At 69.4% G+C, this 25,973-nt stretch carries 21 protein-coding genes; 6 read left to right on the top strand and 15 right to left on the bottom strand.

Annotated elements, in window-relative coordinates; all coding sequences use genetic code 11:
- Positions 1-53: 53 nt before the first annotated feature.
- Genes OOK07_RS25840 through OOK07_RS25815 form a run of 6 tightly spaced genes read left to right on the top strand, consistent with a single transcriptional unit; the run spans position 54 to position 7,047 of the window.
- On the top strand, positions 54-842 hold the full coding sequence (locus OOK07_RS25840; protein WP_266683182.1) for a GntR family transcriptional regulator: 789 nt from the start codon (positions 54-56) through the stop codon (positions 840-842).
- 33 nt (positions 843-875) lie between these two features.
- The gene (locus OOK07_RS25835; protein WP_016437651.1) at positions 876-1,103 is read left to right on the top strand and encodes a 4Fe-4S dicluster domain-containing protein; all 228 of its coding nucleotides are present in this window, start codon (positions 876-878) and stop codon (positions 1,101-1,103) included.
- Positions 1,104-1,132: 29 nt separating this feature from the next.
- Positions 1,133-2,476 (top strand): ABC transporter substrate-binding protein, encoded by a 1,344-nt coding sequence (locus OOK07_RS25830; protein WP_266798783.1) that lies wholly within the window; start codon positions 1,133-1,135, stop codon positions 2,474-2,476.
- Entirely contained in the window at positions 2,473-3,420 is a 948-nt protein-coding gene (locus tag OOK07_RS25825; RefSeq protein WP_266798781.1) for an ABC transporter permease, read from the top strand. The genes OOK07_RS25830 and OOK07_RS25825 overlap by 4 nt, the downstream gene beginning before the upstream one ends.
- The gene (locus OOK07_RS25820) at positions 3,404-4,210 is read left to right on the top strand and encodes an ABC transporter ATP-binding protein (protein ID WP_266683176.1); all 807 of its coding nucleotides are present in this window, start codon (positions 3,404-3,406) and stop codon (positions 4,208-4,210) included. Before OOK07_RS25825 ends, OOK07_RS25820 begins: the two co-directional genes overlap by 17 nt.
- Before the next feature lie 11 nt (positions 4,211-4,221).
- Positions 4,222-7,047 carry a fumarate reductase/succinate dehydrogenase flavoprotein subunit gene (locus OOK07_RS25815; RefSeq protein ID WP_323182985.1) on the top strand — a complete coding sequence of 942 codons (2,826 nt, stop codon included), beginning with the start codon at positions 4,222-4,224 and terminating at the stop codon, positions 7,045-7,047.
- 51 nt (positions 7,048-7,098) lie between these two features.
- Here the strand turns inward: OOK07_RS25815 and recQ are convergent, their stop codons facing one another.
- The 15 genes from recQ to OOK07_RS25740 all read right to left on the bottom strand — a co-directional run bounded on the left by recQ (position 7,099) and on the right by OOK07_RS25740 (position 25,392).
- Positions 7,099-9,138, bottom strand: a complete 2,040-nt coding sequence (gene recQ / locus OOK07_RS25810) for a DNA helicase RecQ (RefSeq protein ID WP_266683712.1) — start codon at positions 9,136-9,138, stop codon at positions 7,099-7,101.
- Positions 9,139-9,394: 256 nt separating this feature from the next.
- On the bottom strand, positions 9,395-11,053 hold the full coding sequence (nuoN, locus tag OOK07_RS25805; protein WP_266683175.1) for an NADH-quinone oxidoreductase subunit NuoN: 1,659 nt from the start codon (positions 11,051-11,053) through the stop codon (positions 9,395-9,397).
- Positions 11,050-12,621, bottom strand: coding sequence for an NADH-quinone oxidoreductase subunit M (locus tag OOK07_RS25800; protein ID WP_266683173.1), 1,572 nt, complete (start codon positions 12,619-12,621; stop codon positions 11,050-11,052). Before OOK07_RS25800 ends, nuoN begins: the two co-directional genes overlap by 4 nt.
- 5 nt (positions 12,622-12,626) lie before the next feature.
- The gene (gene nuoL / locus OOK07_RS25795) at positions 12,627-14,522 is read right to left on the bottom strand and encodes an NADH-quinone oxidoreductase subunit L (RefSeq protein ID WP_266683171.1); all 1,896 of its coding nucleotides are present in this window, start codon (positions 14,520-14,522) and stop codon (positions 12,627-12,629) included.
- Positions 14,523-14,537: 15 nt separating this feature from the next.
- Positions 14,538-14,837, bottom strand: a complete 300-nt coding sequence (gene nuoK, locus OOK07_RS25790; protein ID WP_242779136.1) for an NADH-quinone oxidoreductase subunit NuoK — start codon at positions 14,835-14,837, stop codon at positions 14,538-14,540.
- On the bottom strand, positions 14,834-15,670 hold the full coding sequence (locus OOK07_RS25785) for an NADH-quinone oxidoreductase subunit J (RefSeq protein WP_266683169.1): 837 nt from the start codon (positions 15,668-15,670) through the stop codon (positions 14,834-14,836). Before OOK07_RS25785 ends, nuoK begins: the two co-directional genes overlap by 4 nt.
- Positions 15,667-16,278 (bottom strand): NADH-quinone oxidoreductase subunit NuoI, encoded by a 612-nt coding sequence (nuoI, locus tag OOK07_RS25780; protein WP_266683167.1) that lies wholly within the window; start codon positions 16,276-16,278, stop codon positions 15,667-15,669. Before nuoI ends, OOK07_RS25785 begins: the two co-directional genes overlap by 4 nt.
- Positions 16,271-17,638: an NADH-quinone oxidoreductase subunit NuoH gene (gene nuoH, locus OOK07_RS25775; RefSeq protein ID WP_266798777.1), complete on the bottom strand. Its 1,368-nt coding sequence runs from the start codon at positions 17,636-17,638 to the stop codon at positions 16,271-16,273. The genes nuoI and nuoH overlap by 8 nt, the downstream gene beginning before the upstream one ends.
- Complete coding sequence (locus tag OOK07_RS25770; protein ID WP_266798775.1) at positions 17,635-20,139, bottom strand: NADH-quinone oxidoreductase subunit G; 2,505 nt, start codon at positions 20,137-20,139, stop codon at positions 17,635-17,637. Before OOK07_RS25770 ends, nuoH begins: the two co-directional genes overlap by 4 nt.
- The gene (nuoF, locus tag OOK07_RS25765; RefSeq protein ID WP_405670990.1) at positions 20,136-21,482 is read right to left on the bottom strand and encodes an NADH-quinone oxidoreductase subunit NuoF; all 1,347 of its coding nucleotides are present in this window, start codon (positions 21,480-21,482) and stop codon (positions 20,136-20,138) included. The genes OOK07_RS25770 and nuoF overlap by 4 nt, the downstream gene beginning before the upstream one ends.
- Positions 21,482-22,354 (bottom strand): NADH-quinone oxidoreductase subunit NuoE, encoded by an 873-nt coding sequence (gene nuoE / locus OOK07_RS25760; protein ID WP_266683159.1) that lies wholly within the window; start codon positions 22,352-22,354, stop codon positions 21,482-21,484. Before nuoE ends, nuoF begins: the two co-directional genes overlap by 1 nt.
- Complete coding sequence (locus tag OOK07_RS25755) at positions 22,351-23,691, bottom strand: NADH-quinone oxidoreductase subunit D (protein WP_266683158.1); 1,341 nt, start codon at positions 23,689-23,691, stop codon at positions 22,351-22,353. The genes nuoE and OOK07_RS25755 overlap by 4 nt, the downstream gene beginning before the upstream one ends.
- Entirely contained in the window at positions 23,688-24,467 is a 780-nt protein-coding gene (locus tag OOK07_RS25750; protein ID WP_266798772.1) for an NADH-quinone oxidoreductase subunit C, read from the bottom strand. The genes OOK07_RS25755 and OOK07_RS25750 overlap by 4 nt, the downstream gene beginning before the upstream one ends.
- Positions 24,464-25,018, bottom strand: a complete 555-nt coding sequence (locus OOK07_RS25745; RefSeq protein ID WP_007383964.1) for a NuoB/complex I 20 kDa subunit family protein — start codon at positions 25,016-25,018, stop codon at positions 24,464-24,466. Before OOK07_RS25745 ends, OOK07_RS25750 begins: the two co-directional genes overlap by 4 nt.
- A gap of 14 nt (positions 25,019-25,032) precedes the next feature.
- Positions 25,033-25,392: an NADH-quinone oxidoreductase subunit A gene (locus tag OOK07_RS25740; protein ID WP_003992243.1), complete on the bottom strand. Its 360-nt coding sequence runs from the start codon at positions 25,390-25,392 to the stop codon at positions 25,033-25,035.
- Positions 25,393-25,973: the final 581 nt, after the last annotated feature.

Genomic DNA, 25,973 nt, shown 5'->3' with positions numbered 1-25,973 from the left:
GCGCAACATTCCAGCAACACTGCATTCCCTACCAAGTCGCTATGGTTCGAGACATGCCACCCAGCGACCGCATCCGAGACCACGCCGGCCAGGGCGCGACCACCGTCGCCGCCCACCGCGCGCGGCGCCGGCTGCGCGCCGACCAGGCCAGGCAGCTCGCCGACCTCCTCCGCCACCAGGTCCTGGCCGGCGGGTTCTTGGACGGCACGCTCCCCCACGAGACGATCCTGGCCACGGACTACCGCGCCACCCGCAACACCGTCCGTCAGGCTCTGGACCTGCTCAGGGCCGAAGGCCTCGTGGACCGGCTCCCCGGAGTCGGCACGGTGATCGTCGCCCAGAAGTACCCGCACGGCCTCGACCGTCTGATGGGCCTCGCGGAAACCCTCCGCGAGCACGGCCGGGTCACCAACGAGGTCCGCACCGTGAGCCCCACCCCGGCACCGGCCCCGGTAGCCGACCGCCTGCACGTCCAGCCCGGCACCGACGTCCTCTACATCGAACGCCTGCGCCGCCTGAACGGCCTCCCCCTCTCCCTCGACCTCACCTACATCCCGCTCGACATCGGCACCTCCCTGCTCGGTGCCGACCTGGAGAACACCGACGTCTTCCGCCTCCTGGAGACGATCACCGGCCAGGGACTCGGCCACGCCGACATCACCCTGGAGGCGGTGAACGCGGACACCCATTCCGCCGCCGTGCTCGAAGCCCCGCACGGTGCGGCCGTCCTCATGCTGGAACGGCTCACGCACCTCGCCGACGGCCGCCCCGTGGACCTGGAGTTCATCCGATTCCGCGGCGACCGCATCACCATGAGCGGCCTGCTGCACCGCGCCCTCTAGCCCCCTTTTCTGACCCGTTTCCTGGAGACAGTCATGCCTTTGGCGCCCCAGCGGGCCGACGTGCCCGTGACCATCGACGAGTCGAAGTGCATCGACGGCTGCACCCTCTGCGTGGACATGTGCCCGCTGGACTCCCTCGCCATCGACGACAGCAGCGGCAAGGCCTACATGCACGTCGACGAGTGCTGGTACTGCGGCCCGTGCGCGGCCCGCTGCCCCACCGGAGCCGTGACGGTCAACATGCCCTACCTGCTCCGGTGAGAGGCCCGAACGCGATGTCCCGCACTTCCGTGAAACGCACGACGGTGGCCATGGCCACCGCCGCTCTCCTCCTTCCGCTGAGCGCCTGCGGCGGCAGCGCCGAGGCGGGTGACGGCAAGAACGTCACCATCACCGTCGGCTACCAGTCCAAGACCATCAACACGGTCACGGCCGGCACCCTCCTGCGCTCCCTCGGCTACTTCGAGAAGGACCTCGACGCCCTCCACGACGGCCACACCTACAAGGTCGACTGGCAGGACTACGCCACCGGCGCCCCCATCACCGCCCAGATGACCGCCGGGAAGATCGACATCGGTTCGATGGGCGACTTCCCGCTGCTCATCAACGCGGCCCGGGGCAAGCAGCTCGGCGAGCCCACCCATCTGGTCTCCGTCACCGGCTACAACCTCCGCGGCGGTCTCAACACGATCGTCACCTCCCCGGACTCGAAGCTGGCCTCCCTCGGCGACCTGAAGGACAAGAAGGTCTCCACGAGCATCGGCTCGGCCGCCGACGGCACCCTCGTACGGGCCCTGCAGCGCGCCGGCATCGACCCCGAGAAGGGCATCGAGAAGCTCAACCAGCAGCCCGCGGTGGGTGCTTCGGCACTGTCGGCGGGCAGCGCGGACGCGCTGTCCCAGTTCGTCGCCTGGCCGGGCCTGCTCACCTTCCAGGGCAAGGCGAAGGCGCTGTACGACGGCGCCCAGTTGAACCTCCCCACCTTCCACGGTGTCACCGCCCGCGCGGACTTCGCGAAGCAGCGGCCGGCCGTCCTGGAGGCCTTCCTCAAGGCCCAGTCGGAGGCCACGGACTACCTCAACGCACATCCCGTCGCCGCCGCCGAGTCGGTCGCCAAGGCCACCGGCCTGCCCGCCGAGGTCGTCTACCTCTACAACGGCGCCCACGGCATCTCCACCTTCGACCCGGCGGTCAAGCCGCAGCTCGTCTCCGCGCTGAAGCTGGACGTCTCGGTGCTGAAGGCGGCGAAGCTGACCGGCGACATCGACGTGGACTCCTTCGTCGACGACCAGTACGTCAAGAGGGCCCTCGGCGGCGACTACACCGAGCGGCTCGCCTCGAAGCCGCCCGCCGCCGCGAGCGAGGTGTGGCCCAGGGGCTCCGAGAAGACGGTCGGCTTCAAGTCCCCTGCCGCGCTGCTGAGTTACGTCGCCCAGCACAAGGACGCTATCCGCGCCGCGTACGTCCCCGACGCGACCACCGGCACCCTCTGGTTCGCCGACAAGGCGGTCTGGGTGGCCGACGGCGACCAGCTCCTCCCCTTCGTCGCGCCGGCCACCGCGAAGGCGTACGTCGCCGCGCACGGGGGCGCCCGTGTCATCACGTACGCCGACGCGCTGGGGCGGGCGTCGTGAGCCCGCGACCGCGGGGGCAGGGCAGGTTCGCGCTCCGCTGTCCGCAGCGAGCGGGCCGCTTCGCCCTGCGGCTCGCCTCGCTGGCGGCCGCCCTCGGCGCCTGGCAGCTGCTGGCCGGCCTGAAGATCGACCTGTGGCTGCGCTTCTCGCAGTTCCCCACGGTCGTCGACGTGGCCCGCGCCTTCGCCGGCCGGCTGTCCGGGCCCGACTACTGGACGGACCTCACCGACAGCCTCACCCGCATCCTCACCGGCTTCCTGCTCGCCGCCGTCCTGGGCGTGGCGACGGGCGTGCTCGTGGCGCGCTCCCGTCTCGCCGAGGACGTGCTCGGGCCGATCCTCGAGGTGATCCGCCCGATCCCGGCGATCGCCCTCGTCCCGGTCGCGATCCTCCTGTTCCCCTCCAACGAACAGGGCATCGTCTTCATCACCTGCACCGCCGCCTTCTTCCCGGTCCTGGTCTCCACCCGGCACGCCGTGCGCGCGCTGACGCCGGTGTGGGAGGAGGCGGTGCGCACCATGGGCGGCGGCCGGTGGCGGGTCCTCGGCTCGGTCATCCTGCCGGGGGCGCTGCCCGGCATCTTCGGCGGCCTGTCGGTCGGCATCGGCGTCTCGTGGATCTGTGTGATCTCCGCGGAGATGATCTCCGGCCAGTACGGCGTCGGCTACCGCACCTGGCAGGACTACACCGTCGTCAACTACGCGGGCGTGTTCGTCGGCATGGTCACGATCGGCCTGCTCGGCTGGCTCACCTCCACGGCCGTGGAACTCCTCGGCCGCCGGCTGACGCATTGGCTGCCCCGCGCGTCGTACGTCCCCGGTGGCAGGCCACGGCCGGCCCGAGCGGCCACCCCGGCGGCCCCCGCCCCCGCCCCCGCCTCCGCACCCACCCGGACCAAGACCGACCCGTCGACCCAGGAGGCACAGGATGAGCACCTGGTCTGACACCGAAGTGACCGCCGCCCCGCTCACCGAAACCCAGGCACAGACACCGCCGGCGGTACGGGGCACACGGCTCACCCTCGGCCGCGCCTCGCTCGGCCGCCCCGGCGCCCCTGTCCTGGCAGACGTCGACCTGGACGTCGCACCCGGCGAGATCCTCACCGTCGTGGGCCCCTCCGGCTGCGGCAAGTCGACCCTGCTGCGCACGCTGTCCGGCCTGCTGACCCCGTTGGCCGGGGAGATCACCCAGGACGAAAGCCCGTTGACGGGCCCCTCCGCCGAACGCGCCCTGATCTTCCAGGAGGACGCCCTCCTGCCCTGGCGCAGCCTGCGCGCCAACGTCGAACTGCCGCTCGCCATCAGGGGTTTGTCGCGCACCGAGCGCCGCGCCCAAGCGGAGTCCTGGCTCGGCCGGGTCGGACTCGCCGACCACACACGGCACCTGCCGCACCGTGTCTCCGGCGGACAGCGCCAACGCGCCCAGCTGGCCCGGGCCCTCGCGGGAGCGCCCCGCGCCGTCCTCATGGACGAACCCTTCGGCGCACTCGACGCCCAGACCCGCGCCGGCATGCAGGACCTGCTGGTGGAGGTGCTCCAGGGCACGGGCGCGACCGTCGTCTTCGTCACCCACGACGTCGACGAGGCCCTGTTCCTCGGCGACCGTGTGGCGCTCCTCGGCAACGGCCGGCTGACCGCCGTACGCGACGTGCCGCGCCCGCGCGACCGTACGGCGCACGACGACCCCGCGCGCGTGGCGCTGCGGCGCGACGTCCTCTCCTCGCTCGGTACCTGAAAGGCACCCCGGTGACCACCCCCGTGAACACGCCCCTGGAGATCCCCGCGCTCACCGACGCCGAGGAGATCCGCTGTGATGTCCTCGTCATAGGCGGCGGCACCGCCGGCACCATGGCCGCGCTGACCGCCGCCGAGCACGGCGCGGACGTGCTCCTCCTGGAGAAGGCCCACGTCCGCCACTCCGGCGCGCTCGCCATGGGCATGGACGGCGTCAACAACGCGGTCATCCCCGGCCGCGCCGAACCCGACGACTACGTCGCGGAGATCACCCGCGCCAACGACGGCATCGTCGACCAGTCCACCGTCCGCCAGACCGCCACCCGCGGCTTCGGCATGGTGCAGCGCCTCGAGTCGTACGGTGTGAAGTTCGAGAAGGACGAGCACGGCGACTACGCGGTCCGCCAGGTCCATCGCTCCGGCTCCTACGTGCTGCCGATGCCGGAGGGCAAGGACGTCAAGAAGGTCCTGTACCGGCAGCTGCGGCGGCGCGAGATGCGGGAGAAGATCCGCATCGAGAACCGGGTGATGCCGGTACGCGTGCTGACCGCCGAGGGGCGGGCCGTCGGGGCGGTCGGCTTCAACACGCGCACGGGCGCGTTCGTCACCGTCCGCGCGGGCGCCGTGATCCTGGCGACGGGCGCCTGCGGCCGCCTCGGCCTGCCCGCGTCCGGTTACTTGTACGGCACGTACGAGAACCCGACGAACGCGGGCGACGGCTACGCCATGGCGTACCACGCGGGCGCCGAGCTGACCGGCATCGAGTGCTTCCAGATCAATCCGCTGATCAAGGACTACAACGGCCCCGCCTGCGCCTACGTCGCCAACCCCTTCGGCGGCTACCAGGTCAACCGGCACGGCGAACGGTTCGTCGACTCCGACTACTGGTCCGGGCAGATGATGGCCGAGTTCGCGGCGGAGGTCGCGAGTGACCGCGGACCCGTGTACCTGAAGCTGAGCCACCTTCCGGAGGAGTCGGTCTCCGCCCTGGAGACGATCCTCCACTCGACCGAGCGCCCCACCCGCGGCACCTTCCACTCGGGACGCGGCCACGACTACCGCACGCACGACATCGAGATGCACATCTCCGAGATCGGCCTGTGCGGCGGTCATTCCGCCTCGGGCGTCCGGGTCGACGACCATGCCCGTACGACGGTCCCCCGCCTGTACGCCGCCGGCGACCTGGCCTGTGTGCCGCACAACTACATGATCGGCGCTTTCGTCTTCGGCGACCTGGCGGGGGCGGACGCCTCCCAGTACCAGTCCTACGAGGGCGAGTTGCCCGAGGACCAGCTGCGCGAGGCACACGAGCTGATCTACCGCCCGCTGCACCATCCGCAAGGCCCGCCGCAGACCCAGGTCGAGTACAAACTGCGCCGCTTCGTGAACGACTACGTGGCCCCGCCGAAGTCGGGTGCCCGGCTGTCCCTGGCCCTGGAGGCCTTCGAGCGGATGCACGACGACATCGCGGAGATGGGCGCGCGCACCCCGCACGAACTGATGCGCTGTGCCGAGGTCTCCTTCATCCGCGACTGCGCGGAGATGGCCGCCCGTGCCTCGCTGGCCCGCACGGAGTCCCGCTGGGGTCTCTACCACGACCGTCTCGATCACCCCCAACGTGACGACGCCTCCTGGTTCCACCACCTCGACCTGCACAAGTCCCCCTCTGGCTCCATGGAGTTCACGGCCCGTCCCGTGGCTCCCTATCTCGTCCCCGTCGACGAGTTCACCCCCGTCGGCGGTCCCTCCCGTCACCTCGGCGAGGTCCACGCCGAGGACGTCGCCACGGCCGGCTCACGCGATGTGGCACCGGTGGCCTCCGCACGGGAGGTGTCGCCCGAGACCGTGGCCGAGACCGCCGGGCCGGGCCGGGACGACGCCCCCGACTCGCCGCAGTCCCGTCCCGAACAGACCTCCGCCCGTCTCCTGGAACTCGTCGCCCTCTCCGAGGAGGAGCCCGAACTTGACGCCCTGAGGCCCTACTTGACGGACCCGGCACCCGCCGTCCGGCGCGAGGCCGTCGCCGTCCTGACCGAGACGGTGCCGCCGGGCACCGGCCCCGCCCTCGCCGAGGCCCTGCGCGACGCCACCGCCGAGGTACGGTCCGCCGCAGCCGCGTCCCTGCGCGAACTCGTCGAGACGCTGCCGCCGGAACCCGCCCTGCGGAACGGCCTCTCCGCCGCACTCGCCGAACGGGACCCAGTCGTCCGGGCCGCCGCCCTCGACGTCCTGCGCGCCCTGCGCCTCGGTGACGCGGCGCTGTTCTCCGGCTCGCTGACCGACGCCGTCATCTCCGTCCGCATCGAGGCCGTACGGGCCCTGGTCTCGGTCGACGCCGCCACCGAACTGGCCTACGCGGCGACTGCCGACCCGTCCCGCGAGGTGCGCGTCACCATCGCCAAGTCCCTGGCGACGGTGTGGGCGGCTCGGGTGGGGGACACGGAAGGTGCCGCGGTGGGGTCCGGCGGCCTCAACCCCGTCCTCACGGCCCTGGCGGACCTCACCGGCGACGAGGACGCGCTGGTCCAGGGGGCTGCCTACGGGGCACTGGGCACCACGGGCTGCCCGGCACCGCTCGCCGCACGCGCCGTGTCCGCACTGTCCGACTTGGCCTGGCAGGTGAGGCAGGGCGCCGCGACCGCGCTGTCCGCCGCCGAGCCGGACGTGGCCGTCCCCGCCCTCGCCAAGGCCCTCGCCGATCAGAACGCCGACGTACGCAAGGCAGCCGTGCTGGCCCTGACCCGGCACAGTGAGACCGAGGACGCCCGGGCCGCCCTGGCCACGGCCACATCGGACTCGGACGCGGACGTGAGGGCGTACGCGGCGCGGGCCCTGTGACGGCCACCGGCCGCCCGGGTCACCGAACCCCGAACCGGGCGGCCGGCTCGTCTATATCCAGTCGTCCGGCTCCGGCTCGGCATCCATCTCGGGCCAGTGGTCATCGCCGTGGCCGCCGTCGCCGGCCGACGCCGAACCGGCTGCCGGAGACGAACCGGCTGGCGGAGACAAGCCGGCCGTCGGGGCCGCGCCGGGTGCCCCGCCCAGCTCGGTGAGCACCTCCAGCACGCCCTCCCCGTACGTCACCAACTTCTTCTCGCCGACCCCGCTGATACCGCCGAGCTGCGTCACCGAGGTCGGCCAGGCGGTGGCGATCTCCCGCAGCGTGGCGTCGTGGAAGATGACGTACGCCGGGACGCCCTGCTCCCGGGCCTGCTCGGCGCGCCAGGCGCGCAGGGCCTCAAACGCCGGCTGCAGCTCCTCGGGCAGCTCGGCCACAGCGGCCTTGGCCTTGCGCTCGCCCTTGCCGGAGGACGACGACGCCGACCGTGAGGTCGCCGGCTTCTTCGGCTCCTTGCGCAGCGGCACCTCTCGCTCCCGCCGAAGCACAGTCCCGCTGTCCTCGGTCAGCACCAGAGTGCCGTACTCCCCCTCCACGGCGAGCAGTCCCTGCGCCAGCAACTGCCGTACGACACCGCGCCATTCACCCTCGGCGAGCTCCTCGCCGATGCCGAACACGGACAGCTGGTCGTGGTCGAACTGGATCACCTTGGCCGTGCGTTTCCCGAGCAGGATGTCGACGATCTGGATCGCGCCGAACTTCTGCCCGCGTTCGCGCTGCAGCCGCACCACCGTCGACAGCACCTTCTGCGCCGCGACCGTGCCGTCCCAGGTCTCGGGCGGGGTGAGGCAGGTGTCGCAGTTGCCGCAGCCCGCCGGGTCGGGGTCCTGGCCGAAGTAGGCGAGCAGCTGGCCGCGCCGGCACTGGACGGTCTCGCACAGCGCCAGCATCGCATCCAGGTGGGCGCCGGCCCGGCGCCGGAACGCCTCGTCGCCCTCGCCCAACTGGATCAGCTTGCGCTGCTGTATGACGTCGTTGAGGCCGTAGGCCATCCATGCCGTCGACGGCAGCCCGTCCCGGCCGGCGCGTCCCGTCTCCTGGTAGTAGCCCTCGACGGACTTCGGCAGGTCCAAGTGGGCCACGAAGCGCACGTCCGGCTTGTCGATGCCCATCCCGAAGGCGATGGTCGCCACCACGACCAGGCCCTCCTCGCGCAGGAACCGGGACTGGTGCGCCGCGCGTGTGCCCGCGTCCAGGCCCGCGTGGTACGGCACCGCCTCGATGCCGTTGCGGCTGAGGAACTCCGCCGTCGACTCCACCGACTTACGGGACAGGCAGTAGACGATGCCCGCGTCGCCGGCGTGCTCCTCCTGCAGGAAGCTCAGCAGCTGCTTCTTGGGGTCGGCCTTGGGCACGATCCGGTACTGGATGTTGGGCCGGTCGAAGCTCGCCTCGAAGTGCCGGGCCGTCGGCATGTGGAGCCGCTGGGTGATCTCCTGGTGCGTGGCGTGCGTGGCCGTGGCTGTGAGCGCGATCCGCGGGACGTCGGGCCAGCGCTCGCCGAGCAGGGAGAGGGCGAGGTAGTCGGGGCGGAAGTCGTGGCCCCACTGGGCCACACAGTGCGCCTCGTCGATCGCGAAGACCGCGATCTTGCCGCGGGAGAGGAGGTCGAGCGTCGAGTCGAGCCGCAGTCGCTCCGGCGCCAGGTACAGCAGGTCCAGCTCGCCGGCCAGGTACTCGGCCTCGACCACCCTGCGCTCGTCGAAGTCCTGCGTGGAGTTCATGAACCCGGCACGCACGCCGAGCGCCCGCAGCGCGTCCACCTGGTCCTGCATCAGCGCGATGAGGGGCGAGACCACGATGCCCGTACCAGGCCTGACCAGGGCCGGGATCTGGTAGCACAGGGACTTGCCGCCACCGGTCGGCATGAGGACCACGGCGTCGCCGCCGGTCACCACATGCTCGATCACCGCTTCCTGCTCGCCGCGGAAGCTGTCGTATCCGAAGACGCGGTGGAGTGTGGCCAGCGCCTCGCTCTCGCCGTGTTCAGCCGATGTGTGTGCTGCGGTCGTCACAACCGTCCCGCCCATTCCGTGCATCGCTCGTCCCCCGTGCGTCGTCCCTCGACCACTGCGTCCACGATAGGGGTCGGCGCCGACAACGCCGGAGTTATCCACAGGCCCGGACGCGTGTGCGGACGGCATCAGCACGGGGAGTGCGGGCGGCCGGCACGGCGGAGCGCGGGCCGACCGGCACGGCGAGCGCGGGGCGGCCGGCGCGGGACGCGCGAAGGCCCCGGTTCCCACCTGCGGAACCGGGGCCGCGCGGACGGACAGCTACAACCCGTCAGCGCACGAACACTCCGGCCTGGCTCGCCAGGTCCAGGAAGTACTGCGGCGCCACACCGAGCACCAGCGTGACCACGACACCGAACCCGATCGCGGTCACCGTCAGCGGCGACGGGACGGCGACCGTCGGGCCGTCGGGCCGCGGCTCGCTGAAGAACATCAGCACGATCACGCGGATGTAGAAGAACGCGGCGACCGCGGACGAGATCACACCGACCACGACCAGCGGGGCCGCGCCGCCCTCCGCCGCAGCCTTGAACACGGCGAACTTGCCGGAGAAGCCGGAGGTCAGCGGAATGCCGGCGAAGGCCAGCAGGAACACCGCGAACACGGCCGCCACCAGCGGGGAACGGCGTCCGAGGCCGGCCCACTTGGACAGGTGCGTCGCCTCGCCGCCCGCGTCACGCACCAGCGTGACCACCGCGAAGGCGCCGATGGTCACGAAGGAGTAGGCGCCCAGGTAGAACAGGACGGACGAGACGCCGTCCTTCGACGTCGCGATGACACCCGCGAGGATGAATCCGGCGTGCGCGATCGACGAGTACGCCAGCAGCCGCTTGATGTCGGTCTGCGTGATCGCGACGATCGCACCGCCCAGCATGGTGACGATCGCGACGGCCCACATGACCGGCCGCCAGTCCCAGCGCAGGCCGGGCAGGACGACGTAGAGCAGCCGGAGCAGGGCACCGAACGCCGCCACCTTCGTCGCCGCCGCCATGAACCCGGTCACGGGCGTCGGCGCGCCCTGGTAGACGTCCGGCGTCCACATGTGGAACGGGACGGCGCCCACCTTGAACAGCAGCCCCATGACGATCATCGCGCCGCCGACGAGCAGCAGCGCGTCGTTGCCCATGGTGCCGGCGAGCGCCGGATCGACGTTCGTGACGGTGCCGTCGACGACCTGCGCGATCCTCGCGTACGACACCGAGCCCGCGTAGCCGTACAGCAGCGCGATGCCGAACAGCGTGAACGCGGAGGCGAACGCGCCGAGCAGGAAGTACTTGACCGCCGCCTCCTGCGACATGAGCCGCTTGCGGCGGGCCAGGGCGCACATCAGGTACAGCGGGAGGGAGAAGACCTCCAGGGCCACGAACAGGGTCAGCAGGTCGTTGGCCGAGGGGAACACCAGCATGCCCGCGACCGCGAAAAGCAGCAGCGGGAAGACCTCGGTGGTGGTGAACCCGGCCTTGACCGCGGCCTTTTCGCTCTCGCTGCCCGGCACGGAGGCTGCCTGCGCGGCGAACGAGTCGACGTAGTTGCCGTGCGCCTCCGGGTCCAGGCGGCGTTCGGCGAAGGTGAACAGGCCGACGAGGCCGGCCAGCAGGATCGTGCCCTGGAGGAACAGGGACGGCCCGTCGACGGCGATCGCGCCCATCGCCGCGATGTGTGCCTTGGTGGTGCCGTATCCGTCGGCCGCGAGTGCCACGACCGCCGCGAAGGCGGCGCAGAGCGCGACCGCGGACACGAACACCTGTGCGTAGTAGCGGGTCTTGCGCGGCACGAACGCCTCGATCAGTACCCCGACGATCGCCGCGCCCAGGACGATCAAGGTGGGCGACAATTGCCCGTATTCGATCTTCGGCGCGGGGATCTTCGCGATCGGGTCGGCCGCGGTTGCCGCCGTTGTCCACAGGCTGTGGACGGCTGATGCGCTCACTTGGCCGCCTCCACTGCGGGCTTGGGATCTTTCTTGTGCACATCGGACAAAGTCGACTTCACTGCCGGGTTCACGATGTCCGTGACCGGCTTCGGGTACACGCCCAGGAAGATCAGCAGAACGATCAGGGGCGCCACGACCACGAGTTCACGCGCGCGCAGGTCGGGCATCGCGGAGACCTCCGCCTTCACCGGGCCCGTCATCGTCCGCTGATAGAGGACGAGGGTGTAGAGCGCGGCGAGCACGATGCCGAATGTCGCGATGATCCCAATGGCCGGGTAGCGCGTGAACGTGCCGACCAGGACCAGGAATTCACTCACGAACGGCGCGAGACCGGGGAGCGACAGAGTGGCCAGGCTGCCGATCAGGAACGTGCCGGCGAGCACCGGTGCGACCTTCTGCACACCGCCGTAGTCGGCGATGAGCCGCGACCCGCGCCGGGAGATCAGGAAGCCCGCCACCAGCATCAACGCGGCAGTCGAAATGCCGTGGTTGACCATGTAGAGCGTGGCCCCGGACTGGCCCTGGCTGGTCATCGCGAAGATGCCCATGATGATGAACCCGAAGTGTGAGATCGACGCGTACGCCACCAGCCGCTTGATGTCCCGCTGGCCGACGGCGAGCAACGCCCCGTAGATGATGCTGATCAGAGCGAGGACGAGGATGGCGGGCGTTGCCCACTTCGACGCCTCCGGGAACAGCTGGAGGCAGAAGCGGAGCATCGCGAAGGTGCCGACCTTGTCGACGACCGCCGTGATGAGGACGGCGACCGGGGCGGTGGACTCCTGCATGGCGTTGGGCAGCCAGGTGTGCAGCGGCCACAGCGGCGCCTTCACCGCGAAGGCGAAGAAGAAACCGAGGAACAGCCAGCGCTCGGTGTTGGTCGCCATGTGCAGCGAGCCGTTGGCGCGGGCCTGCGCGATCTCCTGGAGGCTGAAGTTCCCCGCGACCACGTAGAGGCCGATCACCGCGGCCAGCATGATGAGGCCGCCGACCAGGTTGTAGAGGAGGAACTTCACCGCCGCGTACGACCGCTGCGTCGACGCCGCCTCTTCGCCGTGCTGGTGGGCACGGTCCCCGAAGCCACCGATGAGGAAGTACATCGGGATGAGCATGGCTTCGAAGAAGATGTAGAAGAGGAAGACGTCGGTGGCCTCGAAGGAGATGATCACCATCGCCTCGACGGCCAGGATCAGGGCGAAGAAGCCCTGCGTCGGCCGCCACCGCCTGCTGCCGGTCTCCAGCGGGTCGGCGTCGTGCCAGCCCGCGAGGATGATGAACGGCATCAGCAGGGCGGTCAGCGCGATCAGCGCCACCGCGATGCCGTCCACGCCCAGCTCGTATCTGACGCCGAAGTCCGCGATCCAGGCGTGTGATTCGGTCAGTTGGTAGCGGCCGCCGTCCGGGTCGAAGCGGACCAGGATCGTGATCGCAAGGGCGAGCGTGGCGAGCGAGACGAGCAGCGCCAGCCATTTGGCCGCGGTGCGTTGCGCGGCCGGCATGGCTGCCGTGGCGACCGCCCCGAGGGCCGGGAGGACCGCCGTCGCTGTCAGCAGAGGAAAGGACATCGGTATCAGACCGCCCTCATCAGCAGGGTCGCGGCGATGAGGACCGCCGCACCGCCGAACATCGAGACCGCGTACGACCGCGCGAAACCGTTCTGCAGTCGGCGCAGCCGTCCGGACAGGCCGCCGACCGAGGCCGCCGTGCCGTTGACGACACCGTCGACCAGGGTGTGGTCGACGTACACCAGGGAGCGCGTGAGGTGCTCGCCGCCGCGGACCAGGACGACGTGGTTGAAGTCGTCCTGCAGCAGATCGCGCCGGGCGGCTCGGGTGAGCAGCGACCCTCGCGGGGCGACGACCGGGACCGGGCGTCGGCCGTACTGGGCGTACGCGATGGCGACACCGACGACCAGGACGGCCATGGTGGCGAGCGTGACCGTGAGGGCGCTGACGGGTGAGTCGCCCTCCTTGTGGCCGGTGATCGGCTCGAGCCAGTGCAGGAAACTGCTCTGCAGGTTGAACAGGAAGCCGGCCGCGACGGACCCGAAGGACAGCACGATCATGGGGATCGTCATGGTCTTGGGCGACTCGTGCGGGTGCGGCTCGTTGCCGTTCTCATCGGGCTGCCAGCGCTTCTCCCCGAAGAACGTCATCAGCATCACGCGCGTCATGTAGTACGCCGTGATCGCCGCGCCCAGCAGTGCGCAGCCGCCGAGGATCCAGCCCTCGGTGCCGCCCTTGGCGAACGCCGCCTCGATGATCTTGTCCTTGGAGAAGAAGCCGGACAGTCCCGGGAAGCCGATGATGGCCAGGTAGCCGAGGCCGAAGGTGACGAAGGTGACCGGCATGTACTTCCTGAGGCCGCCGTACTTCCTCATGTCCACCTCGTCGTTCATGCCGTGCATGACCGAACCGGCTCCGAGGAAGAGCCCGGCCTTGAAGAAGCCGTGCGTCACGAGGTGCATGATCGCGAAGACGTAGCCGATGGGGCCCAGGCCCGCGGCCAGCACCATGTAGCCGATCTGCGACATGGTCGAGCCGGCCAGCGCCTTCTTGATGTCGTCCTTGGCGCAACCGACGATCGCACCGAACAGGAGCGTGACGGCACCGACCACGGTGACCGCCAGCTGCGCGTCGGGCGCCGCGTTGAAGATCGCTGCGGAGCGGACGATCAGGTACACGCCCGCGGTCACCATCGTCGCGGCGTGGATGAGGGCCGAGACGGGGGTCGGGCCCTCCATCGCGTCCCCGAGCCAGGACTGCAGCGGCACCTGGGCGGACTTGCCGCAGGCGGCGAGCAGGAGCATCAGGCCGATCGCGGTGAGCTTGCCCTCGGAGGTGTCGCCGACACTGTCGAACACCGGCCCGAAGGCGAAGGTCCCGAACGTCGAGAACATCAGCATGATGGCGATGGACAGGCCCATGTCGCCGACGCGGTTGACCAGGAAGGCCTTCTTGGCCGCGGTTGCCGCGCTGGGCTTGTGCTGCCAGAAGCCGATCAGCAGGTAGGACGCCAGACCGACGCCCTCCCAGCCGACGTACAGCAGCAGGTAGTTGTCGGCGAGGACCAGCAGCAGCATCGCCGCGAGGAACAGGTTCAGATAGCCGAAGAAGCGGCGGCGGCGCTCGTCGTGCTCCATGTACCCGACCGAGTACAGATGGATCAGCGAGCCGACGCCGGTGATCAGCAGCACGAACGTCATCGACAGCTGGTCGAGACGGAAGGTGACGTCCGCCTGGAAGCTCTCGACCGGGATCCACGTCCACAGGTGCTGGATCAGGGTCCGGTGCTCGGCGTTCCTGCCGAGCAGGTCGGCGAAGAGGACGACACCGATGACGAAGGAGGCGGCCGCGAGGACCGTGCCGATCCAGTGGCCGACGGCATCGAGCCGCCGGCCGCCGCACAGCAGTACGGCCGCTCCGAGCAGTGGCGCCGCCACCAGCAGCGCAATCAGGTTCTCCACGATTCTTCCGACCCCTCAGAGCTTCATCAGGCTGGCGTCGTCGACCGAGGCCGAGTGGCGGGAACGGAACAGGGAAACGATGATCGCCAGCCCGACCACGACCTCGGCGGCGGCGACGACCATCGTGAAGAAGGCGATGATCTGGCCGTCGAGATTGCCGTGCATCCGGGAGAAGGTGACGAACGCGAGGTTGCAGGCGTTCAGCATCAGCTCGATGCACATGAACACCACGATCGCGTTGCGCCTGATCAGCACGCCGGTGGCACCGATCGTGAACAACAGGGCCGAGAGATACAGGTAGTTGACCGGGTTCACTTCGACGCCTCCTCCCGCTTGAAGGTGGCCCGCTCGACCTCGGTGCGCTCCAGGCGTTCCTCCGCGCGCTGCTCCAGCGCCTTGAGGTCGTTGAGCGCCTCCGACGACACGTCACGGATCTGGCCGCGTTCGCGCAGTGTCTTGCTGACGGTGAGCTCGGACGGGGTGCCGTCGGGCAGCAGACCCGCGATGTCCACCGCGTTGTGCCGGGCGTACACGCCGGGCGCCGGCAGCGGCGGGAGGTGCTTGCCCTCGCGGACGCGCTCTTCGGACAGCTCGCGCTGCGTCTTGGCACGCTCGGTGCGCTCGCGGTGGGTGAGCACCATGGCGCCGACGGCGGCGGTGATCAGCAGGGCGCCGGTGATTTCGAAGGCGAACACGTACTTGGTGAAGATGAGGGTCGCGAGGCCCTCCACATTGCCGTTCGCGTTCGCCTCACCGAGTCCGTTGAACTCCGTGAGGGACGCGTTGCCGATCCCGGCGAACAGCAGGATGCCGAAGCCGAGCCCGCAGAGAAGGGCCAGCCAGCGCTGACCCTTGATGGTCTCCTTCAGGGAGTCCGCAGCCGTCACGCCGACGAGCATCACCACGAACAGGAACAACATCATGATTGCGCCGGTGTAGACGACGACCTGCACGATGCCCAGGAAGTAGGCGCCGTTGGCGAGGTAGAACACCGCCAGGATGATCATGGTGGCGGCGAGCGACAGAGCACTGTGCACGGCCTTCTTCATGAACACGGTGGCCAGCGCGCCGAGCACGGCGACGGTACCGAGGACCCAGAACTGGAAGGCCTCTCCGGTGGAGGTGGAGTAGGCGGCGAGGTCACTCATGCCTCGACCCCCTCTTCCTTGGGGTGCTCGTCCTTGGACACGGCGACTTGGGGCTCGGTGCCGGGCGCGGCCTCGGTGACGAGCCCTCGGTAGTAGTCCTGCTCGTCCATTCCGGGGTAGATGGCGTGCGGGCTGTCGACCATGCCCTCTTCGAGGCCGGCGAGCAGCTGTTCCTTGGTGTAGATGAGGTTGGCGCGGCTGCTGTCGGCGAGCTCGAACTCGTTGGTCATCGTGAGCGCGCGCGTGGGGCACGCCTCGATGCACAGGCCGCACAGGATGCAGCGGGCGTAGTTGATCTGGTAGACGCGCCCGTAGCGCTCGCCCGGGGAGTAGCGCTCCTCCTCCGTGTTGTCGGCGCCCTCGACATAGATGGCGTCGGCGGGGCAGGCCCAGGCGCACAGCTCGCAGCCGACGCACTTCTCCAGGCCGTCCGGATGGCGGTTGAGCTGGTGCCGTCCATGGAATCGGGGGGCGGTGGTCTTCTGCTGCTCCGGGTACTGCTCGGTCAGCCGCTTCTTGAACATGGCCTTGAAGGTCACGCCGAAGCCTGCGACGGGGTTCATGAAACCAGGCTTCAACTGCTCGGTCTCCTTGGGCTCCTCAGCCATCGGACGCCTCCTTTCCCTCCGAAGATCCGCCACTGGCAGTATCCGACCCGCCACTGACAATGAGCTCCCGCTCGCGTTGCGGACGGCGCCTGGGCACCGCCGGCAGCTCCTGCCCCGGCAGCGGCGGCACGGGGAATCCGCCTGCCATCGGGTCGAATCCGGCGTCTTCCGCGGCAGCGGGCGCTCCGGCCTCCTTCGCCTTCTCGCGGAACATGTCGGCGACGAAGGACAGCAGCAGCAGGGCGAGGACGCCGGCGCCGATGTAGAGGGCGATGTCGGCGAAGTCGTAGTTCTCGTTCTTCATCGCCCGCACCGTGGCGACCAGCATCAGCCAGACCACGGAGACCGGGATGAGGACCTTCCAGCCGAGCTTCATCAACTGGTCGTAGCGGACCCTCGGGAGGGTGCCGCGCAGCCAGATGAAGAAGAACAGCAGCAGCTGGACCTTGATCACGAACCAGAGCAGCGGCCACCAGCCGTGGTTCGCGCCCTCCCAGAAGGTGCTGATCGGCCAGGGGGCGCGCCAGCCGCCGAGGAAGAGCGTGGTCGACACGGCCGAGACCGTCACCATGTTCACGTACTCGGCGAGCATGAACAGCGCGAACTTGATCGAGGAGTACTCGGTGTTGAAGCCGCCGACCAGGTCGCCCTCGGACTCCGGCATGTCGAAGGGGGCGCGGTTGGTCTCGCCGACCATCGTGACGATGTAGATGATGAAGGAGACCGGCAGCAGCACGATGTACCAGCGGTCGTGCTGCTGCTCGACGATCGTCGACGTCGACATCGACCCCGAGTAGAGGAACACGGAGGCGAAGGCGGCACCCATGGCGATCTCGTACGAGATCATCTGCGCGCAGGAGCGCAGGCCGCCGAGGAGCGGATAGGTGGATCCAGAACTCCAACCCGCCAGCACGATGCCGTAGATGCCGACCGAGGCGACCGCGAGGATGAACAGCATCGCGATCGGCAGGTCCGTCAGCTGCATCGTCGTGCGGTGGCCGAAGACCGAGATCTCGTTGTCGGCCGGGCCGAAGGGGATCACCGCGATCGCCATGAAGGCCGGGATGGCCGCGACGATCGGTGCGAGGACGTAGACGACCTTGTCCGCGCGTTTGACGATGACGTCTTCCTTGAGCATCAGCTTGACGCCGTCGGCGAGCGACTGGAGCATGCCCCAGGGGCCGTGCCGGTTGGGGCCGATGCGCAGCTGCATCCAGGCGACGACCTTGCGCTCCCAGACGATGGAGAACAGCACGGTCACCATCAGGAACGCGAAGCAGAAGACCGCCTTGACGACGACCAGCCACCAGGGGTCGTGGCCGAACATGGAGAGGTCTTCAGCGGCGAGGTACGGGCTCATGCCTCCACCTCCTTCGGGGCCTCGCCGACGAGCGTCGCCGGGCCGATACGGACGAGAGCGCCGGGCAGCGCCCCGGTGTCGGAGGCGACGCCGCCGCCTGCGGAGTTCAGCGGAAGCCAGACCACCCGGTCCGGCATCTCCGTGATCTGCAGCGGGAGTTCGACGACTCCGGCGGGTCCGGTCACGGCGAGGGCGTCGCCGTCCTTGACGCCGGCTTCGGCGGCCGTCGCGGCTGACACGCGCGCGTGGGCCGCGTGCCGGGTTCCGGCGAGCGCCTCGTCGCCCTCCTGGAGGACGCCCCGGTCGAGCAGCAGCCGGTGTCCGGCGAGTACGGCCTCCCCGGCGGCGGGCCGCGGCAACTGGGTCGCGGTCTCCAGCGGTTCGGTGGCCCGCGGACCGTCCCAGGCGCCCAGCCGGTCCAGCTCCGCACGCACGGTGCGCAGGTCCGGCAGACCCAGGTGTACGTCCATGGCGTCGGCCAGCATCTGCAGCACGCGCGCGTCGGTGGGCGCGAGCCGGCGGGCCATCTGGTCCGGCTTGAGCGCGGCCTCGAAGAACCGCACCCGGCCCTCCCAGTTGAGGAATGTGCCGGCCTTCTCGGCGACCGCGGCGACGGGGAGCACGACGTCCGCGCGCTCGCTGACCTCGCTGGGCCGCAGCTCCAGTGACACCACGAAACCGGCCTCGTGAAGTGCTTCACGCGCGCGTGCCGGGTCGGGCAGGTCGGCGACCTCCACGCCCGCGACCACCAGGGCCTGCAGCTCGCCGGACGCGGCGGCCTCGACGATCTGGCCCGTGTCGCGGCCGTAGCGGTGCGGGAGTTCGGCCACGCCCCAGACCGCGGCGACCTCTTCACGCGCGCGTGGATCGGTGGCCGGACGGCCGCCCGGCAGCAGCGAGGGCAGCGCGCCCACCTCGAGGGCGCCGCGCTCACCGGCCCGCCGCGGGATCCACACCAGCTGGGCGCCGGTGGCGGCCGCTGCCCGTACGGCGGCAGTCAGCCCGCCCTCCACCGCGGCCAGTCGCTCGCCGACGACGATCACCGCGCCCTCGGCGCGCAGCGCCTCGGCGGCCTTCGCGCCGGGATCCTCCAGGCCGACTCCGCTCGCGAGTGCGTCCAGCCACTCGGTCTCGGTGCCCGGGGCGGCCGGCAGCAGCGTGCCTCCGGCCTTCTCCAGGCCGCGCGTGGTGTGCGTGGCCAGCGAGAACACCTTCTGCCCGTGCCCACGCCAGGCCTTGCGCAGCCGCAGGAAGACGCCGGGCGCCTCCTCCTCGGCCTCGAACCCGACCAGCAGAACGGCGGGCGCCTTCTCCAGGGCGGTGTACGTGACGCCCGTACCGTCGAGATCACGACCGCGACCGGCGACCTTGGCGGCGAGGAAGTCGGACTCCTCGCTGCTGTGCACGCGCGCGCGGAAGTCAATGTCGTTCGTGTCGAGCGCCACGCGCGCGAACTTGCTGTACGCGTACGCGTCCTCGATGGTGAGGCGGCCGCCGGTCAGCAGACCTGTCCTGCCGCGCGAGGCGAGCAGCCCCTGAGCGGCGATCTGCAGCGCCTCCGGCCAGGAGGCCGGTTCGAGGTCGCCCTCGGCGTTGCGCACAAGAGGCGTCTCGAGCCGGTCGCGCTGCTGCGCGTACCGGAACGCGAAGCGTCCCTTGTCGCAGATCCACTCCTCGTTGACCTCGGGGTCGTTGGCCGCGAGCCGTCGCATGACCTTGCCGCGCCGGTGGTCGGTGCGGGTGGCGCAGCCGCCGGAGCAGTGCTCGCACACGCTCGGGGACGACACCAGGTCGAAGGGGCGGGAGCGGAAGCGATACGCCGCCGAGGTCAGCGCGCCGACCGGGCAGATCTGGATGGTGTTGCCGGAGAAGTACGACTCGAAGGGGTCACCCTCTCCGGTGCCGACCTGCTGCAGCGCGCCCCGCTCCAGCAGCTCGATCATCGGGTCGCCCGCGATCTGGTTGGAGAAGCGGGTGCAGCGCGCGCACAGCACGCATCGCTCACGGTCGAGCAGCACCTGAGTGGAGATCGGGACGGGCTTCTCGTAGGTCCGCTTCCTGCCCTCGAACCGCGACTCGGCCCGACCGTGGGACATGGCCTGGTTCTGCAGGGGGCACTCGCCGCCCTTGTCGCAGACCGGGCAGTCCAGCGGGTGGTTGATGAGGAGCAGCTCCATCACACCGTGCTGTGCCTTCTCGGCGACCGGCGAGGTGAGGTGGGTCTTCACCACCATGCCGTCCGTGCACGTGATGGTGCAGGACGCCATCGGCTTGCGCTGGCCCTCGACCTCGACGATGCACTGGCGGCAGGCGCCGGCCGGGTCGAGGAGAGGGTGGTCGCAGAACCGGGGGATCTCGATGCCGAGTTGCTCGGCGGCCCGGATGACCAGGGTGCCCTTGGGCACGCTGATCTCGGCGCCGTCGATCGTCAGCGAGACGAGATCTTCCGGCGGGACCGCCGCCTCTCCCCCTCCCGAGGGAGCGTTGGTGGTCACAGTCATGCGTTCACCTCCGTGCGGTCGGCCCAGGCCGTCGACTTGGCAGGGTCGAAGGGGCATCCGCGGCCCGTGATGTGCTGCTCGTACTCGTCGCGGAAGTACTTGAGCGAGGAGAAGATCGGCGAGGCGGCGCCGTCGCCGAGGGCGCAGAAGGACTTGCCGTTGATGTTGTCGGCGATGTCGTTCAGCTTGTCGAGGTCGGACATGACGCCCTTGCCGGCCTCGATGTCGCGCAGCAACTGCACGAGCCAGTACGTTCCTTCGCGGCACGGGGTGCACTTGCCGCAGGACTCGTGGGCGTAGAACTCGGTCCAGCGGGTGACGGCGCGCACGACGCAGGTCGTCTCGTCGAAGCACTGCAGGGCTTTGGTGCCGAGCATCGAGCCGGCGGCGCCGACTCCCTCGTAGTCGAGAGGTACGTCGAGGTGCTCTTCCGTGAACATCGGCGTCGAAGATCCGCCTGGCGTCCAGAACTTGAGCCGGTGGCCCGACCGCATGCCGCCGCTCATCTCGAGGAGCTGGCGGAGCGTGATGCCGAGCGGGGCCTCGTACTGGCCGGGGCTCGCGACGTGGCCGCTGAGGGAATAGAGCGTGAAGCCCGGCGACTTCTCGCTGCCCATCGACCGGAACCATTCTTTGCCCCGAGCCAGGATTGCGGGAACCGACGCGATCGACTCGACGTTATTCACTACAGTCGGGCACGCATAGAGGCCCGCGACAGCAGGGAAAGGGGGACGGAGCCGCGGTTGACCCCGGCGGCCTTCGAGCGAGTCGAGCAGCGCGGTCTCTTCACCGCAGATGTACGCGCCCGCACCCGCGTGCACGGTGACCTGGAGGTCGAGCCCGCTGCCCAGGATGTTCTCGCCGAGGTAGCCGGCCGCATAGGCCTCGCGCACGGCCTCGTGCAACCGCCGCAACACGGGGACGACCTCACCACGCAGATAGATGAAGGCATGCGACGACCTGATGGCATAACACGCGATGACAATGCCCTCGATGAGGCTATGCGGGTTCGCGAAGAGGAGCGGGATGTCCTTGCAGGTGCCAGGCTCCGACTCGTCGGCGTTGACAACTAGATAGTGCGGCTTTCCATCTCCCTGGGGAATGAACTGCCATTTCATTCCCGTCGGGAATCCCGCGCCGCCACGGCCGCGCAGCCCGGAGTCCTTGACGTACGCGATCAAGTCGTCCGGGGACATCGCGAGGGCCTTGCGGAGCCCCTCGTAACCTTCGTGCCTTTTGTAGACGTCGAGAGTCCAGGACCGGTCCTCGTCCCAGAAGGCCGACAGCACGGGTGCGAGCAGCTTCTCGGGGCTGGTGTCTTTCAGTTCGGGTGCCAAGGTCATCACTCCCCCTCCTCGGCGGCAGGCCCTGCCGGGTGGGCCGGGTCGGAGGCCGACGTGTCGTGCGGCGCATCGTGCGAACTGAGGTGCTCGGTCGGCGACGGCTCGTGCACTGCCCTGTCCTGCGGCTCGTCGTGCGGGCCGCCGTCCCGCGGATGGACCACGCGCGCGGGTGCGGCCTCTCCCCTTGCCAGGCGAAGGCCCACCAGCGATGCCGGTCCCGCACTGCCGCCTGCCTCGACGGCCCCTGGCCGCTCGTCGGGGAAGCCGGCCAGAATCCGCGCGGTCTCCTTGAAGGTGCACAGGCGCGCCCCGCGCGTGGGCTCCACGCTCCTGCCCGCGCGCAGGTCGTCGACGAGGCGCTTGGCACTGCCCGGGGTCTGGTTGTCGAAGAACTCCCAGTTGACCATCACGACCGGCGCGAAGTCGCAGGCCGCGTTGCACTCGATGTGCTCCAGGGTGACCTTGCCGTCGTCGGTGGTCTCTCCGTTGCCGACACCGAGGTGCTCCTGGAGCTCCTCGAAGATCGCGTCACCGCCCATCACCGCGCACAGGGTGTTGGTGCAGACGCCCACCTGGTAGTCACCGCTCGGCCTGCGCCGGTACATGGTGTAGAAGGTGGCGACCGCGGTGACCTCGGCCGTGGTCAGGTCCAGCACGTCCGCGCAGAACCGCATCCCGGTGCGCGTGACATGGCCCTCCTCCGACTGCACGAGATGCAGCAACGGCAGGAGCGCGGACCGGGAGTCGGGGTAGCGGGCGATCAACTCCCGCGCGTCCGTCTCCAGCCTGGCTCGGACGTCGTCCGGGTAGGCGGGCGCGGGCAGTTCGGGCATGCCCAGGCTGACGCCCCGCTCCGAAGAAGAGGTGGTCACCGGTCGACGCCTCCCATCACGGGGTCGATGGACGCGACAGCGACGATGACGTCGGCGACCTGGCCGCCCTCGCACATCGCCGCCATGGCCTGCAGGTTGGTGAAGGACGGGTCGCGGAAGTGGACCCGGAAGGGGCGGGTGCCGCCGTCGGACACGGCGTGCACCCCGAGTTCGCCCTTGGGTGACTCGACGGCCGCGTACGCCTGTCCCGGCGGTACGCGGAAGCCCTCGGTGACCAGCTTGAAGTGGTGGATCAGGGCCTCCATGGAGGTACCCATGATCTTCTTGATGTGGTCGAGGGAGTTGCCGAGGCCGTCCGGCCCCAGGGCGAGCTGGGCGGGCCAGGCGATCTTCTTGTCGGCGACCATGACCGGGCCGGGCTGCAGCCGGTCCAGGCACTGCTCGACGATCCCGAGCGACTGGCGCATCTCCTCAAGGCGGATCAGGAAGCGGCCGTAGGAGTCGCAGGTGTCGGCGGTCGGGACCTCGAAGTCGTACGTCTCGTAGTCGCAGTACGGCTGCGTCTTGCGCAGGTCGTGCGGCAGGCCGGTGGAGCGCAGGATCGGGCCGGTGGCGCCGAGGGCCATGCAGCCGGCCAGGTCGAGGTAGCCGACGTCCTGCATACGGGCCTTGAAGATGGGGTTCCCGGTGGCGAGCTTGTCGTACTCCGGGAGGTTCTTCTTCATCTTCTTCACGAACTCGCGGATGTGGTCCACCGCGCCGGGCGGCAGGTCCTGCGCGAGTCCGCCGGGGCGGATGTACGCGTGGTTCATCCGAAGGCCCGTGATGAGCTCGTAGATGTCGAGAATCATTTCACGATCACGGAATCCGTAGATCATGATCGTGGTGGCGCCGAGCTCCATGCCGCCGGTGGCGATGCACACCAGGTGCGAGGAGAGCCGGTTCAGCTCCATCAGGAGAACCCTGATGATCTTGGCTCGCTCGGTGATCTGGTCCTCGATGCCGAGGAGCTTCTCGACGGCGAGACAGTAGGCGGTCTCGTTGAAGAAGGACGTCAGGTAGTCCATGCGCGTCACGAACGTGGTGCCCTGAGTCCACGTGCGGAACTCGAGGTTCTTCTCGATGCCGGTGTGGAGGTAGCCGATGCCGCAGCGGGCCTCGGTGACCGTCTCGCCGTCGATCTCCAGGATCAGGCGGAGCACACCGTGGGTGGAGGGGTGCTGCGGGCCCATGTTGAGGACGATGCGCTCGTCGTCGGCACGGGCTGCGGCCTGGACGACCTCGTCCCAGTCGCCACCGGTGACCGTGTACACGGTGCCTTCGGTGGTCTCCCGGGCCGAGGCGGCGGAGGCCGCGGATGCTGGCTGCGTGCTCACGAGTACGACCTCCGCTGGTCCGGAGCCGGAATCTGGGCGCCCTTGTACTCGACGGGGATGCCGCCGAGGGGGTAGTCCTTGCGCTGCGGATGGCCCTGCCAGTCGTCCGGCATCATGATCCGCGTCAGGGCCGGGTGGCCGTCGAAGACGATCCCGAAGAAGTCGTAGGTCTCGCGCTCGTGCCAGTCGTTGGTCGGATAGACGGAGACCAGGGACGGGATGTGCGGGTCGGCGTCCGGGGCGCTGACCTCCAGGCGGATCAGCCGGTTGTGGGTGATCGAGCGCAGGTGGTAGACGGCGTGCAGCTCGCGGCCCTTGTCGTGGAGATAGTGGACTCCGCTGACGCCGGTGCACAGCTCGAAGCGCAGGGCCGGGTCGTCGCGCAGGGTGCGGGCGACGCGCAGCAGGTGCTCGCGCTCGATGTGGAAGGTGAGTTCACCGCGGTCCACGACCGTCTTCTCGATCGCGTTGCCGGGGAGCAGGCCCTGTTCCTCCAGGGCACCTTCCAGTTCGTCGGCGACCTCGTCAAAGTATCCATATGCGGCTCCGCCGCGTGGGCCGCCGTAGGGGCGGGCCGCCGGTCCCGGGAGCCGGATCGAGCGGACCAGGCCGCCGTAGCCGGAGGTGTCGCCGCCGTTGTTGGCGCCGAACATGCCGCGCTGGACGCGGATCTCCTCGCCGCCGTCGCCGCGCTGGCCGGGGAGGTTGGAGGCGCCGAGGTCCTTTTCGGGGTTCACCCCGTTCGACGCACCGTTGGTGCCGTTCGCGTCGCTCACCGCAGCAGCCCCTTCATCTCGATCGTGGGCAGGGCCTTGAGCGCCGCTTCCTCCGCCTCGCGAGCCGCCTCCTCGGCGTTCACGCCGAGCTTGGAGCTCTGGATCTTCTGGTGGAGCTTGAGGATGGCGTCCATCAGCATCTCGGGCCGTGGCGGGCAGCCGGGCAGATAGATGTCGACCGGGACGATGTGGTCGACGCCCTGGACGATCGCGTAGTTGTTGAACATGCCGCCCGAGGAGGCGCAGACCCCCATGGAGATCACCCACTTGGGGTTCGGCATCTGGTCATAGACCTGGCGCAGCACCGGCGCCATCTTCTGGCTCACCCGGCCGGCCACGATCATCAGGTCCGCCTGGCGGGGCGAACCTCGGAAGACCTCCATGCCGAAGCGCGCCAGGTCGTAGCGACCGGCGCCGGTGGTCATCATTTCGATGGCACAGCAGGCGAGGCCGAACGTGGCCGGGAAGACGGACGCCTTGCGCACCCAGCCCGCGGCCTGCTCGACGGTGGTCAGCAGGAAGCCGCTCGGCAGCTTTTCTTCGAGTCCCATGTTCTAAAGGCCCCTCAGTCCCATTCCAGGCCGCCGCGCCGCCATACGTACGCGTACGCGACGAAGACGGTGAGCACGAAGAGCAGCATCTCCACGAGCCCGAAAATCCCCAGGGCGTCGAAGGTGACGGCCCAGGGGTAGAGGAAGACGATCTCGATGTCGAAGACGATGAAGAGCATCGCCGTCAGGTAGTACTTGATGGGGAAGCGCCCGCCGCCGGCCGGCGTGGGGGTCGGCTCGATCCCGCACTCGTAGGCCTCGAGCTTGGCCCGGTTGTACCGCTTCGGACCGATCAGCGTGGCCATGACCACGGAGAAGATCGCAAAGCCTGCCCCGAGGGCTCCCAGTACGAGGATGGGCGCATACGCGTTCACCGCTCCTCGCTCCTCTCAGTCGGCACTGACTGCTGGCGATGGTGGCGGACTCACACCGGCCTCATACGTCTCTCCAACCTCGCCCGTCCCGGGCGAAGATCGAGAACATGTGAAGCAGGTCACAAGCCCAACTGCCTCGCATCTTATGCCCGCCGGTCTGTGATCTGCGACACGGGGTATTGCACAAGCTTTGTGATCTCCACCACCTGACGAACGATCATGAAGTCGGATGAGCAGTGATCTTCGTACTGGAAGCGTCCGAGTGGTCACCATAGGTGACATTTCTGCTCGTCGGCCCAGCTCGGAGGGGTCGTCTCAATATCAAGAGACTTCTTCTGCATGCAAATTGGAGTTGGGCGAGGCGCCCTGGTAGTGGCTCGCGTTCACACATCAGAGCGACCTGGGTGATGCGGTGTGGACGCGTGCACACATTCACGAGCGGAGCCCGGTCGTGACCCGAGCGCAATCAGGTCGTGATCTTCGCGCGGGACGCGGACCAGGCCGAGACCGTTGCGTGACCTCCGCCACACCCAGGAGAGGCGTCCGAGAACGGGGCTTGGCCACCGGTCCCAACCAGTGGT

The sequence above is a fragment of the Streptomyces sp. NBC_00078 genome (genome assembly GCF_026343335.1).
GTDB lineage: Bacteria > Actinomycetota > Actinomycetes > Streptomycetales > Streptomycetaceae > Streptomyces.
The sequence above is the reverse complement of the archived record's forward strand: the minus strand, read 5'-3'. Positions and strand labels throughout refer to the sequence as shown.

Coding starts and splice junctions, on each gene's coding strand:
- OOK07_RS25840 (WP_266683182.1), top strand. CDS start 54: ATGCCACCCAGCGACCGCATCCGAGACCACGCCGGCCAGGGCGCGACC.
- OOK07_RS25835 (WP_016437651.1), top strand. CDS start 876: ATGCCTTTGGCGCCCCAGCGGGCCGACGTGCCCGTGACCATCGACGAG.
- OOK07_RS25820 (WP_266683176.1), top strand. CDS start 3,404: ATGAGCACCTGGTCTGACACCGAAGTGACCGCCGCCCCGCTCACCGAA.
- recQ (WP_266683712.1), bottom strand. CDS start 9,138: ATGGGCGGGACGGTTGTGACGACCGCAGCACACACATCGGCTGAACAC.
- nuoI (WP_266683167.1), bottom strand. CDS start 16,278: ATGGCTGAGGAGCCCAAGGAGACCGAGCAGTTGAAGCCTGGTTTCATG.
- nuoH (WP_266798777.1), bottom strand. CDS start 17,638: ATGAGCCCGTACCTCGCCGCTGAAGACCTCTCCATGTTCGGCCACGAC.
- OOK07_RS25785 (WP_266683169.1), bottom strand. CDS start 15,670: ATGAGTGACCTCGCCGCCTACTCCACCTCCACCGGAGAGGCCTTCCAG.
- OOK07_RS25770 (WP_266798775.1), bottom strand. CDS start 20,139: ATGACTGTGACCACCAACGCTCCCTCGGGAGGGGGAGAGGCGGCGGTC.
- nuoF (WP_405670990.1), bottom strand. CDS start 21,482: ATGACCTTGGCACCCGAACTGAAAGACACCAGCCCCGAGAAGCTGCTC.
- OOK07_RS25745 (WP_007383964.1), bottom strand. CDS start 25,018: ATGGGACTCGAAGAAAAGCTGCCGAGCGGCTTCCTGCTGACCACCGTC.
- OOK07_RS25800 (WP_266683173.1), bottom strand. CDS start 12,621: ATGTCCTTTCCTCTGCTGACAGCGACGGCGGTCCTCCCGGCCCTCGGG.